The sequence below is a fragment of the Clostridium sp. CX1 genome, assembly GCF_025398335.1.
Lineage (GTDB): Bacteria > Bacillota > Clostridia > Clostridiales > Clostridiaceae > Clostridium_AM > Clostridium_AM tanneri.
In genome coordinates this window covers 57,199-73,267 of record NZ_JAODOO010000004.1, presented here as the reverse complement: position 1 = coordinate 73,267, position 16,069 = coordinate 57,199, and the positions used below count along the sequence as shown (strand labels likewise).

18 protein-coding genes are annotated in these 16,069 nt (G+C 30.3%); 16 read left to right on the top strand and 2 right to left on the bottom strand.

All coding sequences use genetic code 11. The features are described from left to right. Nucleotides 1-39: 39 nt before the first annotated feature. Nucleotides 40-1,350, bottom strand: coding sequence for a branched-chain amino acid transport system II carrier protein (gene brnQ, locus N4T77_RS05535; RefSeq protein ID WP_261670760.1), 1,311 nt, complete (start codon nucleotides 1,348-1,350; stop codon nucleotides 40-42). Between the two features lie 543 nt (nucleotides 1,351-1,893). Continuing rightward, nucleotides 1,894-3,624 (bottom strand): NFACT family protein, encoded by a 1,731-nt coding sequence (locus N4T77_RS05530; RefSeq protein ID WP_261670759.1) that lies wholly within the window; start codon nucleotides 3,622-3,624, stop codon nucleotides 1,894-1,896. A gap of 215 nt (nucleotides 3,625-3,839) precedes the next feature. On the opposite strand from N4T77_RS05530, the gene dapF reads away from it, so the two are divergent. From dapF to spoIIIAA, 16 genes are all read left to right on the top strand, one after another. After that, complete coding sequence (dapF, locus tag N4T77_RS05525) at nucleotides 3,840-4,661, top strand: diaminopimelate epimerase (RefSeq protein ID WP_261670758.1); 822 nt, start codon at nucleotides 3,840-3,842, stop codon at nucleotides 4,659-4,661. 19 nt (nucleotides 4,662-4,680) lie between these two features. After that, nucleotides 4,681-5,760, top strand: coding sequence for a hypothetical protein (locus N4T77_RS05520; protein WP_261670757.1), 1,080 nt, complete (start codon nucleotides 4,681-4,683; stop codon nucleotides 5,758-5,760). Nucleotides 5,761-5,959: 199 nt separating this feature from the next. Beyond that, nucleotides 5,960-7,468 carry a GspE/PulE family protein gene (locus N4T77_RS05515; RefSeq protein WP_261670755.1) on the top strand — a complete coding sequence of 503 codons (1,509 nt, stop codon included), beginning with the start codon at nucleotides 5,960-5,962 and terminating at the stop codon, nucleotides 7,466-7,468. Between the two features lie 11 nt (nucleotides 7,469-7,479). Next, complete coding sequence (locus N4T77_RS05510) at nucleotides 7,480-8,679, top strand: type II secretion system F family protein (RefSeq protein WP_261670754.1); 1,200 nt, start codon at nucleotides 7,480-7,482, stop codon at nucleotides 8,677-8,679. A gap of 42 nt (nucleotides 8,680-8,721) precedes the next feature. Then, nucleotides 8,722-9,117 carry a type II secretion system protein gene (locus N4T77_RS05505; RefSeq protein ID WP_261670753.1) on the top strand — a complete coding sequence of 132 codons (396 nt, stop codon included), beginning with the start codon at nucleotides 8,722-8,724 and terminating at the stop codon, nucleotides 9,115-9,117. A 9-nt stretch (nucleotides 9,118-9,126) separates the two neighbouring features. Continuing rightward, a complete protein-coding gene (locus N4T77_RS05500; protein ID WP_261670752.1) occupies nucleotides 9,127-9,591 on the top strand; it encodes a type II secretion system protein in 465 nt (154 codons plus the stop codon). After that, entirely contained in the window at nucleotides 9,572-10,018 is a 447-nt protein-coding gene (locus tag N4T77_RS05495) for a type II secretion system protein (protein ID WP_261670751.1), read from the top strand. Before N4T77_RS05500 ends, N4T77_RS05495 begins: the two co-directional genes overlap by 20 nt. After that, the gene (locus N4T77_RS05490; RefSeq protein WP_261670750.1) at nucleotides 9,987-10,475 is read left to right on the top strand and encodes a type II secretion system protein; all 489 of its coding nucleotides are present in this window, start codon (nucleotides 9,987-9,989) and stop codon (nucleotides 10,473-10,475) included. The genes N4T77_RS05495 and N4T77_RS05490 overlap by 32 nt, the downstream gene beginning before the upstream one ends. A 56-nt stretch (nucleotides 10,476-10,531) precedes the next feature. Further along, nucleotides 10,532-10,885 carry a hypothetical protein gene (locus tag N4T77_RS05485; RefSeq protein ID WP_261670749.1) on the top strand — a complete coding sequence of 118 codons (354 nt, stop codon included), beginning with the start codon at nucleotides 10,532-10,534 and terminating at the stop codon, nucleotides 10,883-10,885. Then, entirely contained in the window at nucleotides 10,882-11,649 is a 768-nt protein-coding gene (locus N4T77_RS05480; protein ID WP_261670748.1) for a hypothetical protein, read from the top strand. The genes N4T77_RS05485 and N4T77_RS05480 overlap by 4 nt, the downstream gene beginning before the upstream one ends. Nucleotides 11,650-11,735: 86 nt before the next feature. Further along, nucleotides 11,736-12,197: a hypothetical protein gene (locus N4T77_RS05475; RefSeq protein WP_261670747.1), complete on the top strand. Its 462-nt coding sequence runs from the start codon at nucleotides 11,736-11,738 to the stop codon at nucleotides 12,195-12,197. A 12-nt stretch (nucleotides 12,198-12,209) separates the two neighbouring features. Beyond that, nucleotides 12,210-12,614: a hypothetical protein gene (locus N4T77_RS05470; RefSeq protein WP_261670746.1), complete on the top strand. Its 405-nt coding sequence runs from the start codon at nucleotides 12,210-12,212 to the stop codon at nucleotides 12,612-12,614. 179 nt (nucleotides 12,615-12,793) lie between these two features. Beyond that, a complete protein-coding gene (locus N4T77_RS05465) occupies nucleotides 12,794-13,870 on the top strand; it encodes a Xaa-Pro peptidase family protein (RefSeq protein ID WP_261670745.1) in 1,077 nt (358 codons plus the stop codon). Between the two features lie 128 nt (nucleotides 13,871-13,998). After that, complete coding sequence (gene efp, locus N4T77_RS05460) at nucleotides 13,999-14,556, top strand: elongation factor P (protein ID WP_261670744.1); 558 nt, start codon at nucleotides 13,999-14,001, stop codon at nucleotides 14,554-14,556. A gap of 39 nt (nucleotides 14,557-14,595) precedes the next feature. Then, nucleotides 14,596-14,994, top strand: coding sequence for a CD1247 N-terminal domain-containing protein (locus N4T77_RS05455; protein ID WP_261670743.1), 399 nt, complete (start codon nucleotides 14,596-14,598; stop codon nucleotides 14,992-14,994). 157 nt (nucleotides 14,995-15,151) lie between these two features. Next, on the top strand, nucleotides 15,152-16,069 hold the full coding sequence (spoIIIAA, locus tag N4T77_RS05450; RefSeq protein ID WP_261670983.1) for a stage III sporulation protein AA: 918 nt from the start codon (nucleotides 15,152-15,154) through the stop codon (nucleotides 16,067-16,069).

The window sequence follows — 16,069 nt, the reverse complement described above, 5'->3', positions numbered from 1 at the left end:
ATAGATAGACTGTATGGATAATCCATACAGTCTATTTTTTTAAGCAATATTTTCTTTTATATTTTTACCAGAATCAGATTTTACTACTACTGAAGCTATAATAAATGCAGCTACAGCTGGTATAAGCCAAGAGAAACCTGCCTTTGCTAAAGGAATAGCGTTGACTATACCGCTTATAAATCCTATCTTATTGGCAGTTAAAAGATTGATAGTGTCAAGAACACTTACTACTAAAGTTATATAAGTTGTAATTGCAACAACTTTATCACTTTTAACTTTCTTTCCTAATAATGTCATGATTATTAGAACGATTACTATAGGATATAGTATTTGTAAAACAGGTACTGCAAGAGCAACTATTTTATCAACGTTTTGTGTAGCTATTACACCACTGACTAAAGCTATAACTATTGCAAAAACATTGTAAGAAACCTTGCCTTTAGTAAGCTTTGAGAAGAACTCTGCACCTGTTGAAACTAAACCTATTGCTGTAGTTAAGCAGGCAAGTCCAACTGCAAGACCAAGTATTACACTTCCTATGCTACCTAAGTCTAGTCTAACTATTTCAGTAACTAGTGTAGTTCTAGCTATATCTGCTGGGAATAGAGTAGTTGTTTGGCTTCCAAGGTAAGTAAGTCCACCATATACAAATGCAAGACCAGCTACAGCAACACCAGCTGACTTTATTGTCATCATCATGACATCTTTAGGAGTGCTGTATCCCTTTGATCTTACTGATGTAAGAATCATAGATGCAAATATAACTGATGCCATGGCATCCATTGTTTGATAACCTTCTAATAGTGAGCTCGAGAAAACGTTTTTATAATCTGTAGCTACAACTGGTCCAATAGGATTTATAATTCCCTTAACTATTATAATAGCTAGCATAACTAAAAGTGCTGGTGTAAGAATTTTACCTATATTATCAATAAGTGATGAAGGTCTAAGAACGAAAACTAATGTAATACCAAAATAAACTATAACGGATACAACTGGTGACACTGAAGGGAATATAGGATGTACCCCTAATTCAAAAGTTGTTGCAGCAGTTCTAGGTATTGCTAGCATTGGACCTATTGCTAGTATTAAACCTATAGTAGCAAGTACTGAAAAGGTCTTACCAACTCTATTTGCCATGTCTTCAAAAGAACCGTTGATCATTGCACAGGCAATTACACCACTAAGTGGTAAACCAACCCCTGTTATTAAAAAACCTATAATAGCTGTACCATAGCTAGCGCCAACGGCTTTACCTAGATATGGTGGGAAAATGAGGTTTCCTGCTCCAAAGAACATTGCGAAGAGTGCGAAACCAATGACTAGTGCATTTTTTGTTGAATTTTTCATGTTTGGTTACCTCCAATTAAATAAAATTATTTAGTAAAAAATTTAACTAATAAAGAGTGAATAAGAAATTAAGGATTATGAATTATTTAATTTATTGTCTTTATATAATATTCTGTAAATATGAATAAAATCCTTCTAAATTAATAAAAATTTTAAAAAAAATATATATTTATAGTATTCGTAAATAGATTAATAATATTTAGTGGTAATTTTAAATAATTTGTAATTTTTTGTGGAAATCTAAATTAAAAACATTCAAAATTAATAGATTATTAAGAATTGAGTGTCGTTAAAAATTTAACACAATGACAAATTTCATAAATTATGGTGTTGAATATTCAGTCATTTATAAATATTTGAATTAATTGTATCTAGAATGAGAGAAAATTGCAATGTATAAATAATATTAATAAAGGCAAATGATGGAGAGCAGGAAAATTAAGATACAATGTTAACCGTATATGGATATGAAATTGTTATGTTAGTAATATTAAAATGAAAAAAATAGGAGGGGACTCTTTTCCTGTAGAGTCTCCTCCTATTTTAGTTTATTTGTTCTAATTGTGGTTTTTCTGGATTTACGTAGATAGTTTTATTTGTATAGTAGATTACCATTCCTGGCTTTGAGCCACTTGGCTTATGTACATTTTTAATCTCAGTGTAGTCTACAGGAACTTTAGTAGAATCCTTAGCTTTACTATAGAAGGCAGCTAATAACGCCGCTTCTTCTAAAGTTTTATCTGGTATATTGCCAAAGTTCTTTACTATAACATGGGAACCAGGTATGTTTTTAGTATGCATCCATAGATCTCTTTTATCGGCAAACTTTAGGGTTAAATAGTCATTTTGAAAATTATTTTTTCCTACATAGATCTCTATACCATCACTAGATATGAATTTCATAGGCTTTGATGGTTTAGGTTTTTTATTAGAGGTTTTTTTAAACTTGATGTAGCTAGTTTCCATTAATTCTCTTTTAATCTCTTCTATGCTTTCATAATCCTCTGCGTTTTTTATATTCGTTAATACGGAACTTAAATAGTCTATCTCTTGCTCTGTTAACTCTAACTGAACTTTTGCAGATTCTTCCGCCTTTTTAAATTTATTGTACTTTTTAAAGTAGTGCTGAATGTTATCTGTTGGCGTTTTATCTTTATCAAGTTTAATAGTTATGCACTCTAAATCTTCACTATAGTAGTTTTGGACAGAGGCAGAAGTATCACCTTTTTTTAAGCTGTATATATTAGCTGTTAAAAGTTCTCCATATAGCTTATACTTATCTTTATTTTGACAGTCTTTCAAAGTATCCTCTAAAATATGTACTTTTTTATAGCATCTATCTAAATTAATATTTACCAGCTTTTGTAAGTCGGCACTTTTATTATTAAGTCGATCTGCCTTATCTTTTTCATAATAAAAATCTTCTAGAAGCTCTGAAGGAGAACTAAAAACCTTCACAGTATAATCCTTTAGGTAATTAAGTTTCTCGCAGTAGAAATCCTTTATAATACCCTCTATAGAATAAGATCCAAAGAAAAACTGGTTACTTTCAATTTTGTTGAAGATTTCCTTGGAAAACTCAAATATAAAATCAAGATTTTCTTCTGTAAAAGCGTCTACAGTATTTAATCTATATAAAATTTCCTTGGAAAACTGGGAACTTACTCCTGTGAATATTTTGGAAAAAAAGTTGTTATCCAGTCTAAGATTATTTTCCTTAATATAAGATATAAAATCTTCTTTTGTATAATTAAAAGGGTTTAATTTTGGTGAACTAGGGGGAAAGGTATATTTTATCCCGGGATAAAGGCTTCTTACAGTATTTATTTCTGGTGTTATATGTTTTATACTGTCCATGGTAACATTATCTCTTTCACGAACCAGAGAAATATTACTATGTTTCCCCATAATTTCTATTATTAATGTATATATGCTATTAAAACCTAACTCATCAGAACTTTCAAAGTCTATAAAAACCACTCTATCTGTACCTAATTGCCTTATGTTTACAATTCTACCGGTGTTAAGATGCTTTCTTAAAACCATGCAAAACATAGGAGGCTGCATAGGATTTTGTTTGGCTATTTTTGTAAGATGTATTTTAGGATAAACAGAACTTGAGCTAATTAACAACTTATAGGTTTTTCTTTCATTCTTAATAGATAAAATTATTTCATCTTTTTCTGGCTGATTTATTTTATCAACTCTACCATTTATCAGGCATCTTTTCAACTCTTCTATAATGCTATGTATAAAAATTCCATCTAAGGCCATGGATATCATCCTTTCTTACGTCTGTTCAGTTTAATCTAGTTTATTTATATAGTTTAAACTAAAAAATAAAATATATAAATCTAGTAAAAATTATATCATTTTAAATTTTTAAAATAAAGTTAAATAATTTATTGATTAAACTTTATCATAGTAGTACACTTATTTTGAAGTTTATAAAATTGTAAAACTTATCATGGGAAGGGTGGAGAATTTTAATGAAATTTACTAAAATGCATGGCAATGGAAATGATTTTATTGTTATAGATGATAGAAAAAAGGAATTCCTAGGAAAAGAAAGAGAGTTGGCTAAGGAACTATGTAATAGGAATTTTGCAATTGGTGGAGATGGAATACTAATAGTTAGAGAAAGTGACACTGCTGAAATTCAAATGATCATAATTAACGCTGATGGATCTTATGCTGCCATGTGTGGAAACGGAATAAGATGTTTTGCAAAATATGTATGGGATGAGAATATAGTAAGGAATAATCGTATAAAAATTCAAACTGGCGATGGAATAAAAGAAGCCTTTTTAAAGGTAGAAGATGATAAAGTGAAAGAAGTTAAAATATATATGGGTAAGGCTTCTCTTAAAATAGAGGATATACCTGCAAAATTTGAGGAAGAGCTAATAAATAAACAAATAAAAATAAATGGTAGAGAATATAATATAACAAGTATGCTTATGGGTGTGCCTCATACAGTTATATTTGGAAGCCTTGATAACTATGATGTAAATGAAGGTAAAAGTATTGAAAAATATGATATCTTCCCTGAAGGAACAAATGTTAACTTTTGTGAAGTTGTAAGCAAAAGTAAAGTCAAAGTTAAAACATGGGAAAGAGGAGCAGGACCTACATTAGCTTGTGGCACTGGAAGTTGTGCTGCTGCAGTAGCTTCCAATAGATTAGGATTTACAGATGAAAAAGTAGAAGTTGAGGTTCCTGGAGGAAGGCTTGTAATAGAAATAGAAGAAGAGGGAGTGTATATGACGGGACCAGCAGTAGTTTCTTTTAAGGGTGAATATAATCTATAAAGGGGAATATTAAGGTTAAATGAAGACTTTTATAAAAACCACATTTTTTATAACCTTTTTTTTAATGTCCTTAGTTCTCACTGCTTGCAGTGAAAAAGAGAGTGAGACCTCCATGGTGGTTGATATTCCACGGTACTCTAAGGTTACTGCTATAGAAAATTTAGATAGTAGTGCTAATGTTTTTAAAATAGAAAATAGAGGCTTATATAAAATAGGAGTTGTAGAAGACTTAAATGAGATGGTATACAGCATTAAAAATTCAGTCTATGCTTATTCAGTTAATAAGTCTAAAGGGGAAAATTTTAATAATAACAGCATTATAATTATCAAGGATGGAAAAAAGAAGGAATTGAAGGGTTTTTATTCTGCATTAGATTTAAGATTAAGCCCTTCTGGGGATAAGTTAGCCTATAGAACATTTAAAAAAGACTCTTTAGATAGTGCAGAGGGATTAAAAATATATAATATAAAAGACAAAAAGCAAATGGTCTTAAACTCCAAGGTAATGGTATCAGGAAATTTATATTGGTGGTTAGATTCAGATAGGATTATGTACTATGGTGCTGTTGAAGGAAAGAAAAATTCAGATAATATTTATGTATATGATTTTACAAAAAACAAAGAAGAAATTTACTTAGAAGATACTAAAGGATATTGTATGTTTTTAACATCTATAAACAATAGTGTGTTTTTTCTCGGGAGAGAAGGAGATGAATCTAGGATATACTATTATAATATTCAAAGTAAAGAAACAAGGAGTATAGATAGCAATGTAGAAGAGATATATAAGGCAACAGCAGATTTAGAAAGTGGTGATATATTTTTCCTGGGAGCTGAAGAGGATAGACAGCTGGCATTATATAGATTCTCATCTAAAAGCCTTAAAATAGATAGGCTAACCTACGATTTTCCTAAAAGGTTAGACTTACAATCAGAGCTGGCCTTAGATGACCAGGGAAATATCTATTTCTCTGGTATAGAAAATGAAGAAGTGCAGGATAAAAAAGACGTTTTTATGTATGATAAGAAGGAAAGGGCTATAAATCTAATATCAACCCATGAAGGTAAATATAATGTTTATAGCAGCGATAGATGGTAACGATAGCTTATGAGGTTACATTTAGTAACTTTATAAGCTTTTTTCTTTGATATTTATACTAACCTTTGATTGCTTTACTAGTTTATAAAATTAATATTGTGTTATTAACAGGATATTTTTGAAATTCCTATGTATTTTGTTTATAAGAGAAAATAATGGATATAATTCAGGATAAATATAGATAGGAGATTAGGTGAGTATGTTAAAGGTTCGGAATTTGCAGACAATAAATTTAGAGGAAACAGCTATTGATGTTGAAGCAGTAAAACTTATACCAGAGGATATAGCTGTAAGTAATTGTTTAATAGCTTTTAAACAAAACAAAGACAACTTGTTCATTGCTGTTAATAGAAATCTAGATATATTTTTATATGAAGAATTAAAGTTTATTACTGGGAAAAGCATTGAATTTTTTTACTCACCAAAGCACTGTATAGTAAATGCGGTAAATTCCTATTACTGCAAAAACAGTGTACAAAGTGTTGTAAGAGCAATTGAAGAAGAAAAGGACGCTAATACAAAGGAAAAAAAATTCTCCTTCAAGGAAGAAGAAAGTTTACAGCAGTTTCCTATAGTAAAACTTACTAATCATTTAGTTAATAGCGCTATATGTAAGAATGCCAGCGACATACATTTAGAACCTTTTCAGGATCAGCTTTTAGTAAGGTTTAGAGTTGATGGCATTATGATGGAGTTTTTGTCAATTCCATTGGACATATATCCACATATTTGCACTAGACTAAAAATTATGGCTTCCCTAAATATCGCAGAAAAAAGAGTTCCTCAGGATGGAAAGATAGAGTTTGTTTATGATAATGCAAATTATGATTTAAGAATTTCAACTCTTCCAACTGTATATGGGGAAAAGATAGTTGTGAGAATCCTATATAAATCTGAAGGGCTAAATTCCTTAAGTTCTCTTGGGTTTTCTGATAGGGATGAAAAAGATATCAAATTTATGCTAACAAATCCTCATGGAATATTGCTTGTTAGTGGTCCTACAGGTAGTGGGAAAACTACTACTTTATATTCAATGCTTCAAACTTTTAATAAGAAGGAAAAGAACATTACAAGTATAGAAGATCCAGTGGAATATACTGTAGACAATGTAAATCAAGTAAATGTTAACAATAAAATAGGCTTTAGCTTTCCAGAGGGGTTAAGGAGCATTTTGAGACAGGACCCGGACATAATAATGATAGGAGAAATTAGGGATGAGGAAACAGCACAGATAGCCATTAGGGCAGCAGTAACAGGGCATCTTGTTATTAGTACAATCCATACAAATGATGCAGCTGCAGCGGTGCTTAGGCTTAAAGATATGGGAGTGCCATCATATTTTATCGAGGATGCTGTAATAGGAATTATAGCCCAGAGGCTAGTAAGAAAAATATGTACATTTTGCAAAAAAGAATACTCTCCCACAGAGAATGAAAAAGAATATCTAAACCTAGATACTGAAAATAAGTTATTTAAGGGGGAAGGCTGTAATAATTGCAGCGGTACAGGATATAATGGGAGAACTATAATTTATGAATTAATAGATTTTAGAGAATTGAGAAAAAAAGGCTTTAAGCTTAAGGATTCAGCAGAAGAGTTAAGAAAGTTTAGTTTCAAAGAAGGTATAGGCTCCATAAGAGAAAATTGTGAAATGCTTGTAAAAGAAGGGATAACCACCTTCGATGAACTTCTTAGGATAAACTTATAAATATTAAGGAGATGAAAAAAATCTTTAGGTACGAAGCAGTAAACCTTCGGGGAGAAAAAATAAAGGGACATTATGATTATAGTATCGAAGAACTAAATTTGCTATTAAAGAAAAGGGGATATTTCCTTTGCAGCGTGGAAAAAAGAAAAAAAGATTTAAAAGAAATAGGGCTAAAAAAGCCTAGTTCCCGTGATTTTAGTAATTTATGTAGAATTTTGGGTTCTATGATAACGGTTGGAATCCCTATTCCTAAAGTATTAAGCATAACGGAGGAGTTAAGCGGTAATGTCTTATTAAAAAGAAGCTTAAAGGAAATTGGGAGATATGTAAGTAAAGGTCAGTCTATCTATGAAAGTATGAAAACTTTTGGAAATATATATCCGATATTTTTATTAGAAATGATTAGGATAGGTGAGGAAAGCGGCAGATTAGATTTAATATTAAAACAATTATCGGAATATTACGAAAATGAACATAAAATATTTACTAAAATTAAAACGGCACTTACTTATCCTTTAATTGTTTTAATCCTTTCTATCTTTGTTTCTGTATTTTTAATGGTTAAAATAGTACCTCAATTTATAGATATATTAAATTTAACTGGTGGAGAAGTTCCTTTCATAACTAAGGTAGTTCTGTCTGTTTGTAGTTTTTTTAAGAGGAATTTTTTAGTTATAAGTTTTACCAATCTTATAATTATTATTTTAATATTGAGGTTTAGCAAAACATCTACAGGGAAAGGCTTTATTGCTAAAGTTAAACTTACAACTCCTTTGGTGGATAGAATTTATAATAAAGCCATGTTAGCGAGATTTTCTATGGCAATGGGTATGCTCTTAAGATCTGGTATTAATGTAGTTAAATCTTTAGAGATAACTACTAGCATCTTGGAAAATAGAATTATAGAGCAGAGAATACAGAATACCATTGAACAAATAAATAAAGGAGATGGTATTCATAGTTCCTTTGTAAAGGCAAAAGTAGGCAATAATTTGTTCTTATCTTTAGTCTATACGGGAGAGGAGATTGGCAATTTAGACTATATGTTTTTGAAGATAGGAGAGTTGCTGGCGCAGGATGTTGAACAAAGCATGAAAAAAATAATAATTTTTATAGAACCGGTGGCAATTCTAATTTTAACTATGGTTATAGGAACCTTCATTATTACAGCACTATCGCCGGTATTTAGTATTATGGATGGAATGGGTTAAAGGAATCTTTTAGTGATAAAAATTATAAGAGGAGGAACTAAGATGAAGAATAAGAAAAAGGGATTTACACTAATAGAGCTTATGCTGGTAGTCTCAATTATGCTAGTGCTAATGGGGTTTATGATTCCTAAGTTTTCAGCTTATCACAATAAGGTAAAAGAAACAAAGGCAGTTAATATTGCAAAACAAATTCAAACAGCTGCTATGGCAAGCTATGGATATAATGATGGCAAATTTATAAAAACAGATATAACAGGCAATATAACCACACTAACTTCTCTGAAGGAAGTTGGTGTGGATGACGTGCAAGTGAATGAAGATGGGCAGAGCGTAAATGTTAACTATGTCAGTGATGAAACTGAATATACTTTAACAATTGATGCTGCACAAAATACTTGTATAGTGAAACGTGGAGGTAACACAGTATTTTCAGAGTAGGAGGATGCTATGTATATTCTTAAACAGAAAAATAAAGGGTTTACCTTAATCGAATTAGTTTTAGTAACAGGGATAATATCTTTATTATTTACTTTCAGTCTAGTTAACCTAGGAGGATATAGAAAAATAACAAGTAAAATAGATTCAGAAATACTAAGCAACAGTATATTAAATTTTATTAATAATTCTAAAGAGTATTGCAGAGATAACGAGATTAGAGGGCATATCTATTTCAATTCTGATAATAATTCACTAAATAATTCTATGACTCTAAATTGTGGTTCTGAACAGGTAAACAAACTGTTGTTTCCGGAAGGTTTTGTGCTTGAAAAAGAAAGAATGCCAGAAGAAATACTGATTGACAGCAGAGGTATAACAGCTAGCTCTTGTACTATAAAATTTAGCGATAGAGAAGGAAAAATACATGAAATAAGCATGTGTGTAGGAACGGAATATGTGGACATTAAAAACTAAGAAAGGATTCACCATTGTAGAGGTACTATGTAGTATAACAATATTCTCAATTTTATTCATGACATCCCTTACAATTGTATTAGATTCATTAAAACTAAAAAAGTACAGCTCTAAGACAGAACAGTATTCTATGTTTATGGAGGAACTTAAAAATAATATGATCTATAATACTTCTTATAAAGATTTGCAAAGTCTTAATGGAGAGGGAAAATATTACGTAACTGAAGAGAAAATAGATAAAGGAAATATTAAAGAAACTTCAATTAAGAATATGTTTACTAACAGTCGTCCGTTAAAGGAACCCTATCTAGTCCTTAGAATAGAAGAGGGTAATGTATTAAAAGTAAACCTAAAGCTTTACATCAAGCAATTTAACCGTTTAAGGATTATGGAGTGTGAATTTTATAAAGGAAAATATAAGAGGTAATACAACTAAAGGTTTTATATTAGTAGAAATAATGTTGGTTTTTTCTCTAATTGGAATCCTTATTTCTATGGAGATTATTGTTATATCTAAATATATGAGAGTTCATAGGCAGGAAATAGAAAAGAGTAGAGAAAGCTTTTATGTAAATGAGGCACTAATGCTAATTGAATATCACGTTAACAGTGCTGAGTACGTAGAGGTCGATGAAAATAAAATCAAACTGAAAAGATTTAATGGGTCAGGATATGACTACATTAGGAAAGATAGACAGTCAGATATTATTATTTCTTATGGCTCTGCTTACTCTTCAACTACTAATAATATACTTAAAAAAACTAAGGATTTTAAAGTAGAGAAAGCTGGCGGGGTCATATATATATCTATTGAGATGGATAAAGGTAGGATTTACAGGAGATGTTTAGGGTTAGAGAGATTAAAAGTAAGGGCTACATCTTAATATACACTTTAACTATTTGCAGCTTATGTCTTTTTATAGCATTAGGGTGCTATAAAATGGAGATATTGATAAAACAAAATGTTGAAAGAACGGAGAAAAATATACTTAAGGTGGATAAGGAACAAAAGCACAGAGAATATATTCTTACAGCACTAGATCAGCATATATATGAAAATATTAAAAACATAAGTGAAGAAGAAATAAAAAGGTTTTTTAATTCTTTAGACAACTTTTCATTAAGTTATGAAGAATCCACTGTGCAGTATAATAAAGACAAGGATTGTTTCTTAGTCCAATATTATTTGAAAGGTAAATTTTATAAGGAAGAACTTTATGAATACAGAGTTGATGGATCATCTGTTGTTTATGGGTGTATAGATTATTCTTTTCTGAAAGGAGAATTAAAATGATTGCTAAAAAAGGTATATTAGAGATATTCGAAAATCATATGAGTTATAGAGATTTATTTAGCATAAGCCTTTTGCATAGAATAAATAAAAGAAGAAAAAAGGAAAGTCTAAAAATAGAGGCAGATAGCATACAAGACATTAAAATTCATGTGAGAAACAAAAACTTATTCATAGTTGTTCATGGTGAAGAAGTATATGTAAAACTTATAACGTTGCCAAAGGTGTCAAAAGAAAAGCTGTATTTTATTATTAAACAGGAACTAAGGGTTAGGTTTGAAAATTTAGATAGTATAATGTTTACTTATGAAATTCTAAAAGATAATGGAAATAGTTTAGATATTATTATATTTTGCTTAAATTGGAATGGGGTAAATTTAGTAGAAAAGTGTATAGAGGCCGGCGGAGAAGTAAAAGGAATATATCCTATACAGTTTTGTATATTGAACAGCTATAGGAATCAGATTAAATCAGAAAATTATGTACTAGTTTTCTCACTAGAAGGTAATGTTTACCTAGTAGGATATTACAAGGATAGAATAGTAGGTAATACTGTTCTAAAAAACTTCAATTTAGAAGGTCTTAAAGAGGAATTAGATATTTTTATAGTGAAATGTAATATTTTAAGTAAAGCTAAAGAGATGCCTGCTATATTCTTCTTAAACTTTTTTAATAAAGAGCTAATCCAATCCTTGAGTAAAGATTATATCTGTGAGGATTTGGGGGAACTTGATAAAGAATATAGCATTAATCAAATTTTAAAATAAAAGATTTATTTAATAAAAAATATTTAAGCTATATACTAATTTAGTATTAAGCTAATAATCATATAAGACAATGGGAGCCATGTTAAATGAAGAATGATTTTTTTCTACCACAATGGTATTTAGAAGGTAAAACAAACAGGAAAAGAAAAGTCATGAGATTATCTATTATGGGTATTATTATTGTAAACATAGTTCTTGCAGATTTTTTAATTATTAAACTAAACAAAGTAAAAAATTTAGATAACAGAATCAATGAAACAAAAATTTATAACAAGGGTAACTATTCAGATAAAAATAAAGGTGATATGAAGGAATACAAAACATTAGATACTTTATCTCAGGTAAATAAAATAATAGAGACAGGTATTCCTTTTAAAAACATCTACATAAAAAACAAAAAAGCGGATATTCAAATAAGCAGCGAAGACTTTAATTATATATCCTTAATAAAAAACATAGAAGAAGAGAATGAATTTATTATAAAAAACTTAGTTCTTCCGGAAGAACAAAATGATAAGGAGATTAGAATTTCTATAGAATTAAAGTGAAGGAAAATATAAATGTATAAGAATTATAGAATAATGCTGTTCTTGTGTATAATTTTTAGTATAGTGATGGTTCTTGGAAATTACAAAGTTCATCAGCAATTATTGGAAAGTGAAGGGAAAGAGCGTATTATAGAACAACAAAATAATCAGCATCTAGTGTCAAAAAAGTATGGATATAGTGATATATTGCAGGGGCTAGGACAGTATTCCAATATAAAAATTAAAAATTTCAACGAGCCTAAGGATAACACAGTATCAGTAGAAATTGAACTTTTAGGTAACATATATGATGAAGAGAAAACATTAAAGGAACTTAAGAACTTAGAATATTTTCATAGCATTGAAGATATTAGAATAGAAAAACATGACAGTGAAGTGAGTACTGTAGTAAATGTGACTTTTATTAAGAATAGGTAATATTAATATTTGCAAATAATCACAAGTTTTGATAAAATAACATTGTTAATCTAGAAATGTAGTAATATAGTATACTTCTAAGTTAGAAATTAAAGAATAAATAAACTAGGAATAATCCTTATAGAAATAGGAAAAATTAATATCAAAATTATACCTATATTACATTGGGGGAATTAAATATGTTTAAAAAAAGAATAGAAAAATTGAGAGAGAAAATGAAAGGCAAAGATCTCCAAGGAGTACTTTTAGTTGGAGATGCCAATAGAAATTACTTAAGTGGATTTACTGGAGATGAGAGTTTTTCAGTAATAACATTAGATAAGGCGTTTTTTATTACGGACTCTAGATTTACAGAGCAAGCTAGACAACAGGTTAAGGATTATGAAGTTCTAGAGTATAGCAAAAATAGTACTTTTGCAGAATTTTTGGCAGAGTTAGTTGAAAAAAATGATATAAAGAAATTAGGCTTTGAAGAAGATGTAGTTTCCTTCAGTACTTACAGTGTCTATAAAAGTAAAGTAAGCTGTGAACTAATTCCTATGGAAGGAATAGTTGAAGAAATAAGAATAATAAAGGACGAAAGTGAATTAGACATTATAAGAAAAGCTGCAGAAATTGCTGATAAGGCTTTTGACTATATCGTTAAATTTATTAAACCAGGAATGACAGAAAGGGAAATAGGGTTAGAGCTAGAATTCTTCATGAAAAAGCTAGGAGCCACTGCATTATCCTTCCCTTCCATTGTTGCGTCAGGCGTTAGATCCAGTTTACCTCATGGAGTAGCTACCGATAAAGTAGTAAATAAAGGAGAATTTTTAACCCTTGACTACGGATGTGTTTACGAGGGATACTGTTCAGATATGACAAGAACTCTTGTTATAGGAGAACCTTCAGAAAAAATGGTTGAAATCTATAATGTAGTTCTAGAAGCTCAGGAAAGAGCATTAAAAGCTTTTAAGCCAGGAACGCCAGCAATAGATGTAGATAAGGTTGCAAGGGACTATATCAAGGAAAAAGGATATGGAGACTACTTTGGACATGGCCTAGGTCACGGTGTTGGAAGACAAATTCACGAAGCTCCAATGGTGGGATATAGAAATGCTAAGGAGTTACAAGCTGGTATGGTAGTTACTGACGAACCAGGAATTTATATACCAGGTTTTGGCGGAGTTAGAATAGAAGATTTATTAATTATTAAAGAAGATGGAATAGAGATTTTGTCTAAATCACCTAAAGAACTTATATGTATAAAATAATACATTAGTACATTTTTAATGAATTATACTGATATATCAGTTTTTTGAAATTTAAATTAAATAATTGTATATAATTACCTGTAAAGGTTAAAATATAAAAATGAAATATATTTTGGAGGGATACATTAATGATATCAGCAGGAGAATTAAGAAAAGGAACTACTTTTGAAGATAATGGACAAGTGTATGTTGTAATAGACTTCCTTCATGTTAAACCTGGTAAAGGAGCTGCTTTTGTTAGAACAAAGCTTAGAAATGTTATAACAGGAGGAGTTACTGATACAACTTTTAACCCAACTGCAAAACTTCAAGAAGCAGTTATAGAAAGAAAAGAAATGCAATACTTGTATTCAGATGGTGAGTTATACTATTTCATGGATCAAGAAACTTTTGAGCAAATTCCATTAAACTATGAAAAGGTTGAAGGAGCTATAAAGTTCTTAAAAGAAAATATGTTTGCTGTAATTAAATTCTACAAAGGAGAAGCTTTCTCAGTTGAAGCTCCAAACTTTGTTGAATTAATGGTAACTCAGACAGATCCAGGAGTTAAGGGAAACACTGCTACAAATGTACTAAAACCAGCTACTGTTGAAACTGGTGCAGTTGTTCCAGTTCCAATATTCGTAAATGAAGGTGAAGTTATAAGAATAGATACAAGAACTGGAGAATATATGGAGAGAGTTTAAGGTATACTAATGGCAAAATAAGTTTAAGGATGTGATTTGATGAATTCTATTATCTCAAAGGTTTCCTACCTTAGCGGGTTAGTGGATGGATTAGATATTGACAAAAACACTAAGGAAGGAAGAGTCTTAGTTGAGATTGTCAACGTACTTAAGGATATGGCAGAAGAAATGTCAGATATATCTGAAGCACAAATAGATATGGAACAGTATATCGATGCTATTGATGAAGATTTAGCAGAATTGCAAGATGGCATTTATGACAACGAATATGAGGCCTATGAAGACGAAGGAAATAACTTCATCCAATTAAGTTGTCCTGTTTGTAAAGATGATATATATGTTGATAAGGAACTACTAAGTCAGAGGGAAGAGATAACATGTCCAAATTGCCATAATAAGACGCCTATTACCAATTGTCAATGCCAAGGCGACAAGTAACACCTAATAAATCTATATAAAATAGAAATACCACACTAATGGAGAAATTCATTGGTGTGGTATTTTTTATTTTAATACTTTAACTTTTTTTATTTTAATTGGAATAATTTTAGAGAAATGAAAATAGAAATTAATATAAAGAAAGGAGATGAGAAAGATAGATACAAAAGAGATATTAAATATTTTACCACAAAACATAAAAACTGCTCTAGATGATTATATTAATTTAAAGGATTTAGAAGAGATAAGAATAAGAGCAGACAAGCCATTGGTACTACAGGCTGGCAATAGGGAAATTATTCATAAATATATTCCTAGGGCAGAGGATTTGAAAAGTATTATTCAGAGAATGAGTAGCTATTCCATTTATGCCTTTGAAGAAGAGATAAAACAAGGATATATAACTATTAAAGGTGGACATAGAGTGGGAATATGTGGAAGGTGTGTAGTGGAAGGAAACCAGGTAAAAACCATAAGGAATATTGCATCAGTAAATATAAGAATTTGCAGGGAAATTTTATTTTGTTCAGACTCAATTATGAAATTCATTTTAAGTAACAATCAGGTAATTAACACAATAATTATTTCGCCACCTAAGTGTGGAAAAACTACATTACTTAGAGATATAGTTCGTAATATATCTGACGGTATAGATAAGATAGGTCTCATTGGGAGAAAAGTTTGTGTAATTGATGAAAGAAGTGAGCTTGGTGCCTGTTACAGCGGCTCACCACAGCTTAATATTGGCATTAGAACAGACATTTTAGATGGATGCCCTAAAAGTGAAGGAATAATAATGGCAATAAGAAGTATGTCGCCGGATGTAATAGTCTGTGATGAAATCGGCACATACAAGGATATGGATAGTGTTTTAACAGCTTTAAATTCCGGAGTAAACCTAATCACTACGATACATGGATATGACATAGAGGATTTATACAATAGGCCAGTGTTTAAGGAAATTATAGAAAATAACGTTTTTAAAAGAGCTATTGTGCTTAGTAATAAAAAAGGTGTAGGTACGGTAGAATATGTGTATGATTTTGACAATAAGTCAGTAATATGGAGGGGGTAG